Genomic DNA, 17,529 nt, shown 5'->3' on the forward strand with positions numbered 1-17,529 from the left:
GTCGGCCGGCGCTACCGTTCGTATAACTCCTACAGGTAGAGGAATGCGAATGGAATGCACATCTGCCCCTAGGCATAAGCACCACTTACCGTTAGCGTCACAATCGCGGGTTAGGGGCTAAGTCAGCCATATGGGGCAGAGGAGAACCTCCGTGATTGCGTACAACCCGAACGATCCGGTGACGCAGGCCGACCCCTTTGGGATCTATCAGCAGCTCAGGGATCAGGCGCCGCTCTACCACCGCAGTAAGGCACCCGAATTCTGGGCGCTGAGTCGACACGCCGACGTCGCCGCAGCGTTACCCGACTTCCGCCGCTACTCCAGTGATCATGGTCCTGCTCTGGAGCAGTGGGCGCCCGACGCTCGGAAATCCATGTCCTTTGTGGCGATGGATCCGCCCGACCAGCACCGGATGCGGACGCTGATCTCGCGCGGCTTCACTCCCGGCCGGGTGCGCCAGCTCGAACCGCGCGTCCGCGAGCTCACCCGCATGTACCTGGAGCCGGCACTGGAGCGGGGCACCTTCGACTTCGTCGAAGATCTCGCTGCCAAGATTCCCATGGACGTCATCGGTGAGCTCATCGGCGTTCCCCGAGCGGACCGGGCCGCGCTCCTGCAACTGGCGCAGCAGGTGATGACCCGTGACGACGTCACCGGGCGGCTCACCCTCGCGGTCCGCGACGCGAACGCCAAACTGGCCCACTACTACCTGGAACTCATCAAAGACCGTCGCCGTCATCCCCGCGAGGACCTGGCCAGTGCTCTGCTTAAGGCCGAGATCGATGGCGACCGGCTCAGCGATGGCGATGTCGTGGCCACTCTCATGCTGCTCGGCATCGCCGGCGTCGAGACCACCGTACGCCTGCTCGGAACCGCATGGCGGCTTGCCTGGCAGCATCCCGACCAGCGTGCTGCGGCCTTCGCCGACGTCGGCAGCTGGGTGGAGGAGACGCTGCGCTTCGACGGCCCCTCCCAGTACACCGCGCGCCGCGTCACTCGCTCGGTGCAACTGCACGGCCGCGAGGTGCCCGAGGGCGCGCCCTTACTTCTCCTCCTCGCCGCAGCCAACCGTGACGAACGGGTCTTTCCCGAAGCCGACAAGTTCATCGTCGGCCGCGACACCACACACGTCCTCGCCTTCGGCCTGGGATCCCACTTCTGCTTGGGGGCGCCGCTAGCCCGGCTGGAGGCCACGACAGTGCTGCGTGAACTGGTAGCCGCGGTCGAGCCGGACTACGACATCAATCTGGAAGGGGCCGTGTGGGCACGCAGCCCCATCGTGCGAGGGCACTCTCGCCTGCCTACGACTATCAAGCCACGCGAGCGGCTGATGTGACATGGACGGGAACACGTCCCACGCCGACATAAATGCCGCAGGCCTCCGGAGGCTGACCTTCCCCGATGCCGTCAGGCCGCCACTGCGGCGCCCACACCACCCCCGGCGGCAGCAGCTCGAAGCCCTCGAACAAGCCCTCGAACTCCTCGCGCCGGCGAAGCGCCAGCACCTCCGTGCGGCGCCACTCCCCAAGCGCGGCGGACGTCGCGCTGGACGGCAGGAACTGCTCGACTGCGTCCAGCGTGCCGTGGCTGAGAGCCAGGGCGCTACCAGGCACCATCCGATCGCGCACCTGGCCGACCAGATGCTTAGGCCGATACTCATCGAGCACGAAGTGCAGCAACCCTGTCATCAAGACGGCGACGGGCTCCGTCCAGTCGATGAAGGTTTGCACGACCGAGTCGTCGAGGATGGCCTTGATGTCGCGTACGTCACCGGCGAGGACCCGAACCTTGTCGTCGTGGGCCGTCAGTGCGCGAGCCTGTGCCAGTACCACAGGGTCAAGGTCGACATAGATCACGCGCGCGTCTGGATTGACGTGCTGGGCTACCTCGTGGACGTTGCCGGCGGAAGGCAGGCCTGCTCCGATATCAAGGTACTGGCGAATCCCCGCGTCGCCGAGCACGCCAACGGCCCGGCGCAGGAAGTGGCGGTTTTCGCGCATCCCCAGCCGCAAGAACGGGCTGAGCTGATGCAAGCGCTCGGCCTCCTGCATGTCCGCGTCGAACCAGTCCTTCCCACCGATGAAGTAGTTGTAGATCCTCGCGGCGTTGGGCTTGGTCAGGTCGACTCCACTGGCCCAATCAAGGTCCGAATCACTCATGAGCTGCTCCGAGGCGCTGGTGTCGTCGCTGTTTGGGCGAGGTGCTGTCGTGGCCAGCACCCGGCCTCGCCAGCACGGCGTCGCCCGCCGTCGCGCTGGCGGGTCGGAAACCGATCGGGCATGGGCATGTCGGCTCTCCGCAACAAGGCTCACGTATCAAATCGCCGCGCTTTTCGCAGGCCTTGGTCACAGCTGTCACGAAATGCGCAGTTGACCCTAACGTGCCCGATCCGTGGGTGCGGTTACCACCCAATTATGATCACGTTCGGATATCGAACGCCCGTCATGACTCATCCATAAAGTGCGTGCCGCGGCCATACGCGGAGCGCCTGCGGAGGTAAGCGAGATCCAGGGGCAGAGGTGTACTTCGAGATTTTGGGCACGACAAAAGTCACATCCGATACCGGATGTGCTGTGCCCATTCTGCCTACCGGGCGCCGGCTCCTGTGCGCGTTACTGGCCGCAGGCCACCTTGGACTTTCTCCAACGGACTTGATGATCACTGCTTGGGGGGACGCCTACGAGCGCGCGAACTCACTGAGATCGCAAATGTCGCAGTTGCGCCGCGCCTTGGGAGACCGCATACCCACTGGCGGCACACAGGGCTACCGCATCGACCTCCACGCTGGCGACATCGTCGACGTTCAGACGTTCCGCCACCTGGTGCGCGACAGCGACGACCGTGCCCGGCACGGCGACCTCCACGGTGCTGTAGAGCGGCTGGAGCGCGGCCTGGCCCTGTGGGGCACGCCAGCCCTTGCCGACCTCGACCCGCGCACCACCACGCTCCAGGCGCTGCGCGAGGAACTGCTCCACGAGCAGTGGACCGCGTCGCGCCAGCTGTTTCAGCTGCGACTGGAACTGGGCGACTACTCTCGCCTCATTCCCGACCTACGGCGTGCGGTACTGACCCACCCGACCTCAGAGACGCTTTACGAGTTTCTCATGACCGCGCTCTATCGCATGGGAGAGCGGGTGGAGGCCCTGCGGGTGTACGAGACGGCCACCCAACACGTCCTCGAAGCCACCGGCAACGAGCCTGGAGTCCGGCTCCGCCAACTGCAGAAGGAGATCGCCAACGACACGTTCGTGCCTCACCCTGATCGATCACGCCCTCCCCTCCCCGCGCAGCTTCCCCCAGACGTCTTCGACTTCACCGGCCGCCGGGCTGAAGTGGCTCAGATCCTCGAACACCTCAGCGGTGAAGCACTCACCCGAGGTGTCCCGATCATTGTGCTCAGCGGCCCGCCGGGCGTCGGTAAATCGGCACTCGCCGTTCATGCCGGGCACCGTCTTCGTCACAAGTTCCCCGACGGACAGCTGTACGCGCACCTTGGAGGCGTGGCTCTGCCCCGCGGCGCCGGCACGGTTCTCGCCGACCTCTTGGCAGCGCTGGGCGTTGACGCTCGGAGCCTGCCGGCGAGCAGCGACCAGCGCAGCGCCCTGCTGCGCTCGCTGCTGGCCGGCCGCCGCATGCTGCTCGTACTGGATGATGCGCCCTCCGCCGAGGAGGTCCGATTGCTGGTGCCCGGCACGCCCGGCTGCGCAGTGATCGTGACCAGCCGCTCCCAGATGGCCGGGCCTGGACTCCGCCCTCTCAGGGTAGAGCCGTTACCCATAGAAGACAGCAGACTTCTCCTGAATGCGATCATCGGCCCCGATCGGATCACCGCCGAGCCGACCGCCGCGGAGGAGGTGCTGGCGGTGTGTGGCGGTTTCCCGGTGGCAGTACGGATCGTCGCGGCGCGGCTTGCGGCACAACCGCACTGGAGTCTGGCTCACCTGGCGCAACAACTCACCACCCAGGCTCGCAGCACGCTACACGCGCTGGCGTCGCACGACATGGCGCTCGAGGCCTCAATCGCCGACAGCTACGGCACGCTGCCCGCTCCCGCGCAAAGGGCCTTCCGCGCCCTCGCCCTGGTCGGTCCCACCGATTTCGCGTCCTGGCACCTGGCCATGGTGCTGGGCATACCTGACGCCGACGAACTGCTGGAGATTCTGCTGATCCACAGTCTCATCAGCCCAGCTGGGGTGGACGCTGCAGGTCAACCTCGCTACCGGCAGCACGCCCTCCTGCGCGAATACTCCTGTGTCAAGCTGGCTGAGCACGCCGAAGAACGCTCGGCGGCCGTGTACCGCACGGTGATGGGATGGCTCGAAGTCGCCGACATAACCTCCAGTTCCATGCGGCACGAGCCAGACCGGCACGCCTCCTCGCTGGACGTCCATGGGTGGCTGCCGGATCGTACGCGTGCGCTGATCGCCAGCGACTCGGGTCGCTGGTATGCCGCTCACCAGGCCAACCTTGTCCAGGCGATTCGGTTGGCCTGCGAAGAGCGTCAAGATCGCGTTGCGGTAGGGCTGGCCCAGCGCGTGGACTCGCTGTTGAGCCAGCAACACCGCCCTCACGAGGCCCTCGAGGTGTGGCGTGCTGTCGTCCATGCGGCCGCGGTCGCCGGTGACGAACGCCTCGCCGCTGAGGCCCGACAGCGGATAGCGATCCTCACGTCGCGTGACCAGGCGGCGCCCGACCGGGCGTGGCAGGGATCGTGACTGGGGGAGAGAGGCCAGATGTTCTCACTGCGCGGCTAGCGAAGTGTCCGCAGTAGCCGGCGGCGATGCTGCTGGATCACGTCCAGTGTGGCCGGACCGGGCTCTGTCGCCCGGGTGGCCAGGAAGTTGAACACAACGCGATAAGCGTCGACGCTGGCCGGATCGAGTAGCTCATCCCAGGCGAAGGTGTGCAGCCCGACGACGTCCGGCTTCCGGTGGTCACGGAAGCGCCACAGCGTGAATGGACCAGTCCGAGGCACAAACGCGTCATCGGCCACCCACTCGCTCTCCAACGGGACGATTTGCAAGATGATGTGCTCTTGCTTTGAGCGCTCGATCAGAGCGTCAAGTTGTTGCAGCCGTACCTCCGGGGTGCCGATGGCGCGCAGGAACACGCTCTCATCCACCAGGGCCCACACAATGGGCGGGTCGGAACGTTGAAGGACTTCTTGCCGTGCCAGGTTGAATCTCATGCCGGCCTCGATAATGTCCGCCCGCGTGCCCGGGATGACGGCGGCCTGAGAGGCGGCTCGAGCGTAGTCGGGCGTTTGAAGCAAGGTCGGCATGAACTGCACCGTGTACATCCACACATGGCTGGCCTGCTGCTCCAGGTGGTAGGCCGCGGTCAAGGTGAGGGGCACAGCCGGTTCGTCATACCAGGCAGGCTCGCGCTTCCCGGAAGCGATATCGAGAACGCAGGCGCGCTGGCGCTCATCAGCAACGCCATAGACGTCGAGGAGCTGGGCGACCACAGAGGCGGAAATCTCGGTGTCGCCACCCTCCATCGACTCCACGTCCAAATGAGGAGGCAAGACCTGTTGCACTTGATGAACCTTTAGGCCTGCGTACCGTCGAAGAACATACAGTCGGCCTGCCAGGACCGCACGCTGCCGTGACGTCAAGGGCAGCTGCGGTGATTTCAACGGAAGCAGTATCGCTGGGTCTGTCGTCGGCCGACCGGCCGGAGGAGCCAGAGCCGAGCCAAGTTCGGGCAACTCATCGGCGGAGCTGAGGAGAGACTTGCCTATCTCGGACATGTGCTCTGCCTCGCGCACCATGTCGGCGACGCCGAGCCGTATCGATGAGATTTCCTGCCGAAGCCGGGCAGCCGTCTGATTCAGTTCGGCCGCGCGATCCTGTAGACGATCAGCCGCGGCCGAGTCTAAGAAGTCCTCACCCACCAGCCAGCCCACGCTCACGCCGAGGCTTAGCGCGATAGAGCGCAAAACCGACAGAGACGGATTGTCCTGAACGCCGCTTTCAAGCTGATAGATGTACGACGCGGATACCGGCTCACCGAACTCGGCCATTGCCTGAGTCAGCTGGGGTGCGGTCATCGAACGCGCCGAGCGCGCCTGCTTCAACCGGATCGCCAGAGTCTCCACACGGTCTCCTGCGCACTGCTATGCCTTGCGCTACAGAGTACGGGCCGGGAAGCCGAAGGGGGAGAGGCCGCCCTGGCGCAGAGGACGACACCTAACGCACCCACCAGGCCAGGTCGATCCCCAACAGCACGAGCCAGCTGACCGCGGCGGCCGCAGCGGTGCGGACCGGAATGGTCCCGTGCTGCCACAGACTGACGGTGATTCGAAAGCAGAGGCCGGCGATGGTGAAAGTGGGTGCCCATGCCAGCCACGAACAGAAGGGGTAAGGCAGACCCAGCTCGTACAGCACCCACATGAAGGAAGAACGCTGGGTGAGCGCGTTCAGGCCGAGCAACGCCGCAGCCACGGACAACGCAATCTCCAGCAGTGCCCGATTGCTCCTCACGTCGACTCCGAACTGTCTGCGGCGACGGGCACGATGCTGATGCGGTATCGGTGCCCTTGTCGCCGCAGTACGTCAAGCAGAGCGCCAGCCTCACTGTCCATGTCCTGCTGCCGCAGCCATTCCGCGTCGACCAGCAGATTCACCGGCGTCCGTTGGCGGTCCGACGTCGACGTTCCATCGGTGCGCTCATGAAGCAGCCGGACGGCGGCCTGGAGGGTGGCGAGGGCATCCGGGTGATCGGTAGTGACGATCCAGCGGCCGCTGACGGGATAGAGCCGGTCGGGGTGTTGAATCACCCAGACGTCTGGCTGCAGGCCCATGGATGTGAAGGGACTGATTGCTGTCACGAATTGCCTCCGCTTCGTCCGGTGGGGATACCAGCAGACATAACCAGAGCAAATCGTATGTATTACATGCAATAAGCGTAACTACACTTAGAGGTTAGGGGCAGGTGTCGTCAACGACGACACACAGCCACAGCCGCTTGCTTGATGGTCAGGAAACCCGGGAACGAGCAGGCACCGCTGGTTCGGCAGACACTCACAGCCCTGAAGACGAGGAAGGCCCGAACCCTGGCAGGGTTCGGGCCGTTCATTACGCCGTATGGGCTACCAGCCGCCCATGTGCCGCATGCCTCCCATGTGGCGGAAGCCGCCGCCCACGCTGGGAATCCAGCCGCCTGGGTGGTGTCGCATGCCGCCGGTCACGCTCGCGGCCCAACCGCCCGTGTCGCCAGCACGGGCCCAGCCGCCTTCATCGCCGTGTCTCGTCATGGGGGCGAGCCTGCCAGCGCCCCGAGGCCCCGGCAACCCGAGCCGACTCACCAGCGGCCCGCCGGCGCCAGCTGCAGGACTTCCGCCCAGGATCGCGTCGCCCAGGCCGCGGACGAGCGCCACCTCCTCCACGCCGACCAGCCGCTGAGCGCCGGCGCCCCCGGCCGTACGCTGCTCTGCGTGCCTCGGCGCCGGACAAGGCACCGAGTCCATAAGCGTTCTCCCAGATCAACCGCCGGACTTTTCGGTGCCGAGCTCCTCCCGAGCGAGGCCTGCGCGGCCGCCGCGGCGCTCACGCCGTGTCGCCTGGAACATCGTGGCCGCTCCGGGCGTACCGCGGACCGCCGGTGAGCCGGCACACGTCTGCCGACATAGTTCTCTGGCAGACGAGGACGCTGTCCTATGTCGCGGTGGCCAGCCAGGTGGTCCAGGCGTGCTCGTCGGCATAGACCTTGGGAGTGATGCCGAGAGAGGCCAGTGCCCCGGGGTAGGCGCGGTTGTAGGTGGCTGCCCAGGCGATGGCCTGTTCGGGGGTGGCCAGGAGCCAGATCGCGGCGGCATCGTCCAGGTGCAGGGTGCTGAGCGCGGGCAGGTGAGGGTCTTCGTCGATGTGACCGGTGACCAGGTCTCGGGCCAGGAGTCCGCGCCAGCAGGTGAGGAGTTGGTGGGCGGCGTCATCATCGTGGATGCCCGTCTGGTGAGGCTGTACCTGGAGCGGGAGCGCGGGCTGGTCGATGGTTGCCCAGATGCCCGGGAGGGCGGCCAAGCGGGCGGCGGTCAGCCGGTGGGCGCCGTTCGCGCCCAGCGTGTAGAGCGGCCCGACGGGGCCGGGGATGCGGTGGACGCAAACCGGGTCGTCGTCCAGGCACCAGACTCGCAAGGCCTCCTCGACGGAGGGGTCCGATCGCGCCTGCGGAGGCCATCCGCCGAATCGTCGCCGGCGTCGACGGGTGCGAGCGTGACCCCCTCATCGCTGCTGTCGCCCGGCTTCGGTTCGTCGTCTGTATCGGGGAGTTGATGCACCGGTCCGGTCTGCTGCCCATGCTGAGGATCGACGCCATCCCGCCGGTACAGCCCCGTATCGCGGTCGGTGACGCTCTGCTGGCCAGGAAGGTGGGTGCGGCGGAGTACGCCCGGATCCATCCGAAACTCGCCGACATCCAAAATCTTGGAATCCCCGACCTACGACCGAGCTCGCCCCGCCAGTGGACCTCGCTATTCTCTGAGGTCCCCGGTGCTCGCTGACCTGTTCTCTTCATCTCCCGCCAGCAGTTCCGCGAGCGGCACGGCCGTTCGTCACTGAAGCCACCCGCCCAGAACCCGCGGTACTACGTCAAGCCCGGCCGAGCCGAGCTGGGCTCGGCCGGTGTGCGGCCCATCCAGGCCAGCGCCGCTCAGGCGCCGGACGGGGCTCACGCGCTTTTGGTCTGCGGCCTTGCCTTGCTCTTGACCAGACGATCAGGGTGGCCATGGGGAACGCTTCGGTACCGTCCGTCAGCATGACACTTCCCCGCCGCCGTCCCTTGCCACCCATTGACAGCTCTGTGCGTATCGAGCACGGGGTCATCTCACCGCAGGCCCTCGCCGACTCCCGGATAGACGAGCAGGCCCCTCGATGCCATGTGAGCGAACTGGACGACGAGCTTGAGGCGACTCGTCAGATTGCCTCGATCCTGACTGCCCGCAGCGTGGAGGCGCGCGGCCGGATACTTCGTCACCTGTACGACCGTTGGCAGACGGCCGATGTGCCGTGCGCTCAACGGCACGTCGCCAACGGTGCTGGCTCCGCCTCGCAAGATCTCGATGTGGACCCGGACCCGGACCCGGACCCTGGGCTGGTCGCGGGAGCCGACCATTCTCTCGCTAGCCCGATCTGAACGATCGCATGGATGGCTGTTGCCTGTAATACTCACCCGAAATCGGGCAGATATGGCGTGACCAGCTGTCCGGAGCGCGCAATAAGACGGGCCCGCCCTCACGGTGGGAGTGCCCGCCGTCATGCCGCTACCAGCCGCCCATGTGGCGGCGGAAGCCGCCTACGCTCCACCGCGCCCAGCCGCCGTCATCGCCTCGTGTCGTCATGATCGCGAGCATGCCAGCTTCCCCCCGGAATCCGCCACTGCGGAATGAATCAGCACAACACCACATGATGGGGGCATCGCATCGAGTGACCCTTCGCCGGACGTCATGACGGCTTTGGAATCTTCTGCAATCCTGGGCCCTCGTCACCGGCTACGTGGAGGAAAAGTGCTCGGTTGGGGCATGGCAGGAGAGAGCGCGCCGCCTGATACCTCAGATGAGGTCCGCCATGCTCTTTCGGCCCCTGACCGGCGCTGGTCTGGTTCGGCCCTGCTGGTGTTCCCAGCAGCGGTGGCCGAGCTCCTGGCATGGCTGGAGGACGAACGGAACTTCAGCGCCGCCCACCATGAGGATGCCTTCGCGTCGGCAATCCGTGAATATCGCACTGCCGAGCAGGAAGGGCTGGGACCAAACGTCATCGCTGTACTCCGCACCGACCTGGGCAAGGTCAGCACCGCGCTACAGCACCTCAACCCGGCCGGAAGCCGCGCAACCGCCGTCATGGCTGTGGGGGACCTGCAGTCCGCGTTGAAAGACCAGCGGGCTCTGCAGGCAGCATGGAAAGATCTGTGGTCCAAATGCGGCAAGCTTGAGGCGTCTGCGGAAGCGATCGCGGTCCGCCGTGACCTGTTCCTCGCGCTCGCTCAGTTGGCCGGCCACAATCTCGGCCAGCTGACCAGTACCTTGCGGGACGTGCTCGCGGATGACGCATGGGCGGTAGCCGGCGTGCGGGCCGTTCTGGGCGATCCCGCGCCCGATGACTTCGATGAGGACAAGGACGAAGTGCCGCGAGCCGGGCTGAGGGCCACGGAGCGGGCCACGTTATGCGAGCGATTCCTTACCCTTCCTCCTTCAACGCACTCGCATGTGGTGTGGCTGGCCTACGAAAAGGCCAGCATGTTCTTGAAGCCCGTCGCCTCGCTCGGCGACATCACGTTCATCATGAGCGAGTACGTGCCCGATGAAGCGACGGCGGCCTCAGCCAAGTACAGCGGCCACTGCACGCACTGGACAGCGACCGACGGTGAGTTCCTGGCGGACATGCCGCACAAGGTCGGCACCGTCCTGGCTCGGGTGTTCCTGCCGCCACGCATCTACGCTGACCCGATAGCAGTCGCCCGAACGCGCGTAGAGGCCCTTGTCACGGTCGGCAAATTCCACGCCGGAATGCCCGCCGGCTACTGGAGCATCCTTCCCGGGCACAAACACATTCCCGACGGGCAGCGCGGGGAGGAGCGCCGCCTCGACGCCAGCCAGTACTCCGTTGAGCCGCTCGATCATGGCCGCCAAGCGGCCATCTACTCGGCAATGGCGGCCTTCTGGAACCAGATCGACGGGACCGTGGCCATCGACGACGTGCGCCTGGCCGAGGCGGTCGACCTGCTGCAGTGGTGGCAGGCCGCGGGGGAGCAGCCCCCGCTGGCCCAGGTCATCGCCAACGTGCGTGTCGTCGAGACCGCCGCATCCCGGGTCGGCACCGCGCCATGGGACGACCACCTGGCTGCCTACCTGAAAACGACCTGGGTCGTGCAGGCCATCCACGAGGAGCTCGTCACCACCATCAGGCACGCCGCCAGCTGCGAACCCACGGGGCTGACCGTCCAGGCGTACAAGCGCCGGCAGGCCGTTGCAGACGCGACGCTGGACGTCCACGAATTCGGCTACATCGACCTCGTCCCCGGATCCACGCAGGCCGCGCTCACCGAACTCATCGACATCTATCCACCACATCACCAAATGGCGCGCCGCCTGCGCACTCTGGCCAAACGCCTGGACAATAGGGATGCGTTCGAGAAATGGCGCGCCCAGCTGGAAACCAGGTGGACACGCCTAGCTGACCGTATGGCGCGGACCCGTGACGCGATCACCCACGGCGGACCCGCGACGGCCGAGGTCGTCGGCTCCATCGTCGCCTTCAGCCGGCAGGTGGGAGCCTGGGAGGTCCAGATCGCGCTCGAGTCCGCGCTCGCGGGCACCGACCTCATCCCTGAACACATCAGGTTCCGCGATGACAGCACGACCTTGCTGGAGCGGATCCGCCAGGCAGCGAAACCTGGCGATGTGATCCACTCATCGGCTGTGCCACCCCGCCCCAGATAACCCCGTGCGCGGGCCCGCTGGTCGACGGGCCCGCGTCCACCCCCTTCCTCCTACCGGCGGGAGGCCGCTTTGGCGGCGTCGTCGCGGGCCCACTGCTGTACCTGTGGCCAGGGCAGCCGCAGGGCGCCTTTGGTGAAGACGATGGCGTGCCACAGCTGGCTGCGTTCGGCGCTGTTGAGCTGCGCGCGCTCGTCGTGGGGAACGTCGTTGAGGGTGAAGGGCGCGGTGACGGTGCCGATGGCGGCGCGGATGAGCGCCTGGTACAGGCTGTAGGGGCTGCCGCCGCTGTAGCCGTGCCGGAAGGCCGGGCCGGTGTCAGGCTCGAACGGCAGCGGCTCGACGCGGGACTGGCCGTCCGGCTGGGGGGTGATGGCCAGCACCGCGCCGGTGCCCGGGTCGGCGGCGATGACGGTCTGCTCGCTCCAGCCGGCCGGCGGCGCGTACGGCCACTCGGCAACGAAGGCGGGCGGGTTGCCGGCGATGTCGGGGTGGAAGGCAGCCACGTACCGACCGGCCGCGTCCCGCCACATGCCGACCAGGCGCTCTGCGTCGGCGTGGCGGGCCAGGCGCTGGCCGCGACGGGTGGTCCGCAGCGCCGCGGCCGGGTCATCGACCGGGGTCATGCTCTGCTGCCACAGCTCCACGACCGGGCCCTCCCAAGCACCGGCGTAGGCCTCGACGTCGTCGAACGCCACGTCAGGGCGCGTGCTCCGCAGCCGGTTACGCAACAGAAAGATGGCCTCCTCGTAGGCCTCCCCCTCCACGGCGGTCGCGAGCAGGTCGGGCTCGATGGCGCGCAACCGGGCCAGGTCGTCGGCCGCCTGGTCCTCCTCCAGCTCGGCCGCGGCGGTGAGCAGGGACTGCTCGACGCTCCAAGGCAGTTCCGGCGGGGCGGGCTGGGCGGCCAGGTACCAGCCGGTGCCACGCAGCCGTAGCTCGGCATGCCGGCGACGAGCCTGCTCGAGAGCGTCGCGCAGGTCCGCGGCCAAGACGGCGAAGGCGGCCGGGAACTCCTCGGCCATGCCGTGTTTGAGCGCCGCCTCCAACTGGTCGCGTTTGACCTGCCAGCCGTCGGCCGGCCCGGGCACGGTGAGGGTGCGCGCGGCCGGCTGCGCGGCCTCGGCTCGCCGGACTGCGGAGGCGGTGCAGGTGCCCGACAGCCACACGGGCACCGGCGTGCCGATGACCAGCGCCAGGTCCTCAGCAGTGACCAGCCCTCGGAAGAGCGTCTGGGGCTGCACCGCCGACCGGGCCCGGGCACCACCGTCGGAGGCGTCACCCGGGGCGCCGGTCCTCTCGCCGCCGAACAGATGCCAGCGCGGCCGGGCCGGGGCATCCGAGTCGTCGTCGGCGCCGTACTCGGCGGCCTGCAGGCCGAACAGCTGCATCTGGACGTCGTCGCTGTCGCCGTACTCGGCGCCGAGCTGCACCGCGATGACCGCGTCCGGCCAGAACACCGGCTCGATCAGGGCGGCCGCGGCCAGCGGCTGGGCGTCGAGGTTCGGCACCGGGGCGTCGGCCAGGGGCGTCAGGGAGATGACGTGGCCGTGTGGAGTGTCCCAGACCACGGCGTGCATGCCGTAGCGCTGACCCCAGTGGGTGACGGGGGCGATGCCGTGGAAGAGCACCGGAGCGGGCTCGGCGGCGACGGCCTCCGGCCGCCATAACCACAGCGCCTCCTCGGCCGGGGCTCGGCCGGTGCGCCGGCACCAGGCATCGATCGTGGTGGCCGCCCACAGCGGGCGGCCGTCGGCGTCGTGCCCGTCTGGGGGTGGCAGCTTTCCTGCGGCATACAGTGCGCGTGCGCGCGACTCGGCGATGCGGACCCGGCGAGCAAACTGCGCGAGCGTGTACGGCTCGGGCGCAGAGCGGAACTGCGACATGGATGAGCCCATCTGGTCGGAAGACGATGACAAAAACGCTACCCACGGCGAGCGGTTCCGCTCGGGTCTGATAGCCATTCGGCATGGGGCGCCGTGTCGCTGGCCGGACCGGCGTCGGCGGCCACGATCACCGCGCAACTCGACAGCGGCAGAATCCTCGTCCACGGCAGCTCGGCGGCCGAAGGGATCGACATCGAGCGCAACGCGACGGGCACCGTGGTGACCATCAGCAATACGCTCGGCTCGGTCGCAGGGCCAGAGCCCTGGTCAGAGCAAGTGAGAGTCGTGGCCAGAGTCAGAGCAACCGCCAGGAGATCCACTGCGAGCCCGCTCCCCGGCCCCGCCGCGCGGGGGCCGGCGTGCTGGCCCTGCTGGCGGCGATCCCGGCGCAGTCCGACGGGCCGCACGCGTGACCGCGGCTGCATAGGCGCCTGCGGCCGACGCCCGGCCAGCCCGAACGGTACACCGGCCTGGCCGGCTCCGCAGGACACGCTGGCCGGCGATCTGCGAGGAGGCTTCGTCGAGCCCGAGCAGCCTGGGCCAGACCTGCCCCGCAGCCCATCGCCAGCTCCCGCAGGCCACCAGCCGCGCCATCCGGATGCGGGCGCAGGAACGCGCCGAGCTCGACGAGACCCCAGCCGACTGACGTTAGGGCGGTGTTTGAGCCTGAGCGGGCCACGAGCTGAGGGGCAATGTCCAGGCTTGGCGGAAGTCGTCGATGAGTTGCCAGGCTAGGTGTGGGTTCACGGCGAAAGCCGCACGAGCCTCTGCCAGGCGGTCGAAGGTGGCTGGGTGGTTGGTCGGTTGGGTAGCCCGGTCCATTTGGTCTTTGTCGAGGGCATCGTTGAACACCTGCAGCAGCGTCATGCAGAAATAGACGTAGCAGGCGAACTCCAGGCGCATCTCGCGGGCTTGCTGATCGGCATCGAGGCCGTCTGAGGACAGGGTGGTCAGGATGTCGGTTAACGGTGGCACCACTACCTCGACGGTGCTGGTTAGGTGATGGAGTTGGCGCAGCAGAGCGGGTTGGTCTTGAGTGGCCGGGTGGTGAAGGGTGGCCAGGGCTTTGCGGTGAAGCTCTTCTCCGACCAGGTCAAGGCACAGTTCGGAGAGTTTGATTTGTGGAGTGCCGAGGCGGACGAGGCGGCGTGCGATGCGGATTAGGTCGCGGGCCTGGCCGCCGGCCAGGACATGGCACAGGCCCACGTACGGTTCGTTCAGGCCGATGACCCGTTGATAGAGCAGGCGACGGGATTCGGCGTAGGTGAGGGGTGGCACGCGCAGGATCTCATCGAAGGAACTGTCGAAGACGTCCCGGAAGGGAAATCCGCGCCGTTCGAAGGCGGTCATGGCGTCGTCGGAGACCGACACCAGGAAGTAGACGCCCGGAATTCCGAAGATGCCTTTGACCTCGTTGAGGAACTTCTCCACCTGGGTGGCGGAGCCGATCTTGTCCAGTTCGTCGACGCCGATGTACACGCGGCTGCCGGACCGGGCGAGGTAGCGGGCCACGGCTCGAGTGAAGGCGCGAAACTCCGCGACGATGTCGGGATAACTGAGGGGCTGCTCGGCGCGAGAAAGACCGCCGGACGCCTGGGCTTCCAGCCCGACGCCGAGTTTGATCGCGCCCGACCAGCCTGTGGTGTGGGTCTGCAGGAACCGGATGCGGGCGAGATTGCGTCGGGCGCGTCGGCGCAAGCGCCGCTCGGTGGCGAAGCGCAGGTGGCGTCGGTAGCTTGCACGTCCATCGAAAAACAGGCCGAACAGGAGGAACAACCCGCCCACGAAGAGACCAAGGAGGGTGAGGGGAGCCGGGAGGAGATCTACCCGAGCTATCACGATCAACCCGGCGGCCAGGCCAAGGTATGTAACGATGGTCAGCACGGAGTGGAGCCGACTCCAGCGCCTCCGTTGTCTCCAGGTACGACGCGGGTTTCTGAATCGCTTAGCCGTGGCGCGGCATAACTCGGCGAACAAGTGGAGCACGAAGTCGCGGCCGCTGTAATCGACCGGCGCCGAGACCAGGCAGGTGACGTGGGAGGGCAGATGTCGAGGCGAGACGCAATACTGGCGGATGAGCGCTGACTTCCCGGTCCCGCGCACGCCGGCGATGCCGATGCTTCCGCCGTTCATGCCGCTGAGCAGTGCCTCGATGTCGTGCCATATAGAGGTGGGCACGTAGTAATCGGAGCCGTGCAAATCGCGCAGGCCGCGGCTGTCTTGGACCGCGTAGTCCTGGTCAAGGCGGTCGTCGCGGGCATCGTTGATCGCGTACCGCACGATCTGGGTCAGGCCCTTCCCAGAGTCGGAGATGGCGGCGATCAGGCGGGTGCGAGCGGCGTCGAGGTGCCGTGCGACAGGGTCGCCTTGGAGGGCGATGCGCGCGCCCAGCCGGGTTGTGCGCACTTTCTTGAGCCCGGCGGCGAGCAGAGCCGCGCCCACGCAGAAGAACCCAAGGTCTGCCAGAACAGGCCAGGGCTCCCACCACACGCTCACAAGTAGACGGACCGCCAGCACGAAACCACCGACGCCGCCACATAATGTCCGCACAGTTGCCAGCATCCGACTGAGTGGGTCGTCGCCAGCGGCGCTGATGTATTCCTCAATGGTCACTTCGTGCTGGGCGAGGGCATGTTCGTACTGCTGGTATTCCTGCGGGGTTTCGACGAGCAAATTGTCGATCAAGTTCGTCGCCGTCTCGTGGAGGCGGTCGGGATCGACACCCAGGTCCTGGACGGCTTCAGTGACCTCGGGGTTAGCCAGCTCGTCCTCCACCAGGGCGACGAGAGCGCGGCGAAGTGCCGGATCGTCCATGGACACCTCTTGTCATGAACCCTATTTCGCTTTGCTGACAGAAAGAGGAACATTCCGCCTGATCGTACATATCGCCGTGCGCCCCCTCGCGCAAATACTGCAACTTCCGATAGAAACCGACCTGGTCGGGACTTTGACATTGATGGAGAAGACCGATTTCCGGTCAGGCTCATAAACGCCAAACGGGCGATCGAGAAGTTCCGGTGTCGGGCGATCATGGCAGCACCAAAACCCACGGCGATGCGGTACTGCCCCCGCTCGTAGCCCTTGTCTATGCCGCGCTGGCTACGCCCCCCGGTGACAAGGAAACTTGTGAAAACGCGCCCCCGGTTCCCGAAAGCTACCGCCGAGGTGGAGGCCGTCTACGAGGCCCGCGACGCGCTGGGCGCGTGGGAGGGGGCCCGAGGAGGCCAAGCAGGTCACCGGCGGAAGGGACGCCTACCTCTGGTTTCGTTCAAGCCGGTGATCGATATCGGCGGAGCGCGGGATCCACAATCACTTTGTTGTGCGCCTGATCAGCTACTGGTATGTAGGTGACGTGCGGCTGACTGCTGGAGGAGCGTCAGCCTCGCATGGGGGGCATGGGCGCCTGGAACCTCCGCTCACGCACTTGGGTGACACCCATGTCCCCCGCCGCTAGAGCCCTCGTGTCGGTGCCCTCACCAGCGGCGATTTGCTGTTAGCAACCGGACGAATACGGATATGAAAAGCGGTGGGGCGGGTTCGGATTCAGGGGGGAGCCGAACCCGTGACAAGCGCGGGCGTTCGGCTACTGAGCTGACAACGGACGCCCGCGCTCCCGTGCCCGAGACCACCCAGCGGTGAGGGCCCCCGGCCATCACATGATCGTCGCGAATCTGGGCAGTGAGGGCGCGTGAGGTGATTTCGATGCAGGAGCGCGGGCAGCGTCAGGACGCGCTCGGAATGTGGCACTCGGACGTGTGCCCGGTGGTCGGCCTGCAGGGCGAATTGCAGGAAGCCACCGTTGCCGACTTCTTCGACCAGATGGGACGCATTTTGGCCGAGCGGCCCGACCTGGTCGTCGTGGACATCTCGCGGCTGGCCTTCTGCGACTTCGACAGCGTGGCCGCGCTGGTCGGCGCTCATCGGCGAGCGCGACAAATCGGAGCCGAGTTGGTGCTGGCGGGAGTGCAGGGCAGATGCGCCCAGATCTTGCACCGCACCGGCCTGGACCACATCTTCCGTCCGCTTCCCGTCCAGACCGGCGCCGCCGCGACGGCGGCCTGACCGGCGGGAGCCAGGGTCGGTCTCCCCCCCTCGGCTCCGGCTCCCGCAACCCGGTCATCGAGTAAACCCGCACCAGGCAAAGGATCCTCGCGGGCCAGGCAAAGATGCGCCCTGCCCGGGCGGGTGACTACCCCGGATCAGCGCGGG

Annotated in this window: 14 protein-coding genes; 5 read left to right on the top strand and 9 right to left on the bottom strand. The window is 66.9% G+C overall.

The window, feature by feature from the left end:
• Nucleotides 1–151 precede the first annotated feature (151 nt).
• Nucleotides 152–1,336 (top strand): cytochrome P450, encoded by a 1,185-nt coding sequence (locus OHA25_RS60575; RefSeq protein WP_327591389.1) that lies wholly within the window; start codon nucleotides 152–154, stop codon nucleotides 1,334–1,336.
• On the opposite strand, the gene OHA25_RS60580 is transcribed toward OHA25_RS60575, so the two are convergent.
• On the bottom strand, nucleotides 1,311–2,159 hold the full coding sequence (locus tag OHA25_RS60580; RefSeq protein ID WP_327591390.1) for an SAM-dependent methyltransferase: 849 nt from the start codon (nucleotides 2,157–2,159) through the stop codon (nucleotides 1,311–1,313). The genes OHA25_RS60575 and OHA25_RS60580 overlap by 26 nt on opposite strands.
• A 549-nt stretch (nucleotides 2,160–2,708) precedes the next feature.
• Here OHA25_RS60580 and OHA25_RS60585 point away from each other — a divergent pair.
• Complete coding sequence (locus tag OHA25_RS60585) at nucleotides 2,709–4,715, top strand: BTAD domain-containing putative transcriptional regulator (protein WP_327591391.1); 2,007 nt, start codon at nucleotides 2,709–2,711, stop codon at nucleotides 4,713–4,715.
• 35 nt (nucleotides 4,716–4,750) lie between these two features.
• On the opposite strand, the gene OHA25_RS60590 is transcribed toward OHA25_RS60585, so the two are convergent.
• From OHA25_RS60590 to OHA25_RS60610, 5 genes are all read right to left on the bottom strand, one after another.
• Nucleotides 4,751–6,100, bottom strand: a complete 1,350-nt coding sequence (locus OHA25_RS60590; protein ID WP_327591392.1) for a DUF5753 domain-containing protein — start codon at nucleotides 6,098–6,100, stop codon at nucleotides 4,751–4,753.
• Between the two features lie 91 nt (nucleotides 6,101–6,191).
• Nucleotides 6,192–6,485 (bottom strand): hypothetical protein, encoded by a 294-nt coding sequence (locus OHA25_RS60595; protein WP_327591393.1) that lies wholly within the window; start codon nucleotides 6,483–6,485, stop codon nucleotides 6,192–6,194.
• A complete protein-coding gene (locus OHA25_RS60600) occupies nucleotides 6,482–6,805 on the bottom strand; it encodes a hypothetical protein (RefSeq protein WP_327591394.1) in 324 nt (107 codons plus the stop codon). The genes OHA25_RS60595 and OHA25_RS60600 overlap by 4 nt, the downstream gene beginning before the upstream one ends.
• A gap of 288 nt (nucleotides 6,806–7,093) precedes the next feature.
• Nucleotides 7,094–7,471, bottom strand: a complete 378-nt coding sequence (locus OHA25_RS60605; protein ID WP_327591395.1) for a hypothetical protein — start codon at nucleotides 7,469–7,471, stop codon at nucleotides 7,094–7,096.
• A 187-nt stretch (nucleotides 7,472–7,658) separates the two neighbouring features.
• Nucleotides 7,659–8,138: a hypothetical protein gene (locus tag OHA25_RS60610; protein WP_327591396.1), complete on the bottom strand. Its 480-nt coding sequence runs from the start codon at nucleotides 8,136–8,138 to the stop codon at nucleotides 7,659–7,661.
• Nucleotides 8,139–8,802: 664 nt separating this feature from the next.
• On the opposite strand from OHA25_RS60610, the gene OHA25_RS60615 reads away from it, so the two are divergent.
• Together OHA25_RS60615 and OHA25_RS60620 are read left to right on the top strand one after the other, a co-directional pair.
• The gene (locus OHA25_RS60615; RefSeq protein ID WP_327591397.1) at nucleotides 8,803–9,135 is read left to right on the top strand and encodes a hypothetical protein; all 333 of its coding nucleotides are present in this window, start codon (nucleotides 8,803–8,805) and stop codon (nucleotides 9,133–9,135) included.
• Between the two features lie 370 nt (nucleotides 9,136–9,505).
• The gene (locus tag OHA25_RS60620) at nucleotides 9,506–11,437 is read left to right on the top strand and encodes a hypothetical protein (protein ID WP_327591398.1); all 1,932 of its coding nucleotides are present in this window, start codon (nucleotides 9,506–9,508) and stop codon (nucleotides 11,435–11,437) included.
• 50 nt (nucleotides 11,438–11,487) lie between these two features.
• Here OHA25_RS60620 and OHA25_RS60625 read toward each other — a convergent pair whose 3' ends face one another.
• The 3 genes from OHA25_RS60625 to OHA25_RS60635 all read right to left on the bottom strand — a co-directional run bounded on the left by OHA25_RS60625 (nucleotide 11,488) and on the right by OHA25_RS60635 (nucleotide 16,134).
• Entirely contained in the window at nucleotides 11,488–13,320 is a 1,833-nt protein-coding gene (locus OHA25_RS60625) for a hypothetical protein (protein ID WP_327591399.1), read from the bottom strand.
• Nucleotides 13,321–13,358: 38 nt separating this feature from the next.
• Nucleotides 13,359–13,547, bottom strand: coding sequence for a hypothetical protein (locus OHA25_RS60630; protein WP_327591400.1), 189 nt, complete (start codon nucleotides 13,545–13,547; stop codon nucleotides 13,359–13,361).
• A 421-nt stretch (nucleotides 13,548–13,968) separates the two neighbouring features.
• Nucleotides 13,969–16,134: a hypothetical protein gene (locus OHA25_RS60635; protein ID WP_327591401.1), complete on the bottom strand. Its 2,166-nt coding sequence runs from the start codon at nucleotides 16,132–16,134 to the stop codon at nucleotides 13,969–13,971.
• Between the two features lie 888 nt (nucleotides 16,135–17,022).
• On the opposite strand from OHA25_RS60635, the gene OHA25_RS60640 reads away from it, so the two are divergent.
• Nucleotides 17,023–17,382 carry an STAS domain-containing protein gene (locus tag OHA25_RS60640; RefSeq protein WP_327591402.1) on the top strand — a complete coding sequence of 120 codons (360 nt, stop codon included), beginning with the start codon at nucleotides 17,023–17,025 and terminating at the stop codon, nucleotides 17,380–17,382.
• Nucleotides 17,383–17,529 lie beyond the last annotated feature (147 nt).

Origin of the sequence: Nonomuraea sp. NBC_00507 (assembly GCF_036013525.1) — a bacterium.
Lineage (GTDB): Bacteria > Actinomycetota > Actinomycetes > Streptosporangiales > Streptosporangiaceae > Nonomuraea.

What these genes read in the sequence shown, in the direction of transcription:
- OHA25_RS60605 (WP_327591395.1), bottom strand. Translation starts at nt 7,471, where the DNA reads ATGGACTCGGTGCCTTGTCCGGCGCCGAGGCACGCAGAGCAGCGTACG.
- OHA25_RS60585 (WP_327591391.1), top strand. Translation starts at nt 2,709, where the DNA reads ATGTCGCAGTTGCGCCGCGCCTTGGGAGACCGCATACCCACTGGCGGC.
- OHA25_RS60635 (WP_327591401.1), bottom strand. Translation starts at nt 16,134, where the DNA reads ATGGACGATCCGGCACTTCGCCGCGCTCTCGTCGCCCTGGTGGAGGAC.
- OHA25_RS60600 (WP_327591394.1), bottom strand. Translation starts at nt 6,805, where the DNA reads ATGGGCCTGCAGCCAGACGTCTGGGTGATTCAACACCCCGACCGGCTC.
- OHA25_RS60640 (WP_327591402.1), top strand. Translation starts at nt 17,023, where the DNA reads ATGCAGGAGCGCGGGCAGCGTCAGGACGCGCTCGGAATGTGGCACTCG.
- OHA25_RS60580 (WP_327591390.1), bottom strand. Translation starts at nt 2,159, where the DNA reads ATGAGTGATTCGGACCTTGATTGGGCCAGTGGAGTCGACCTGACCAAG.
- OHA25_RS60630 (WP_327591400.1), bottom strand. Translation starts at nt 13,547, where the DNA reads ATGGTCACCACGGTGCCCGTCGCGTTGCGCTCGATGTCGATCCCTTCG.
- OHA25_RS60625 (WP_327591399.1), bottom strand. Translation starts at nt 13,320, where the DNA reads ATGTCGCAGTTCCGCTCTGCGCCCGAGCCGTACACGCTCGCGCAGTTT.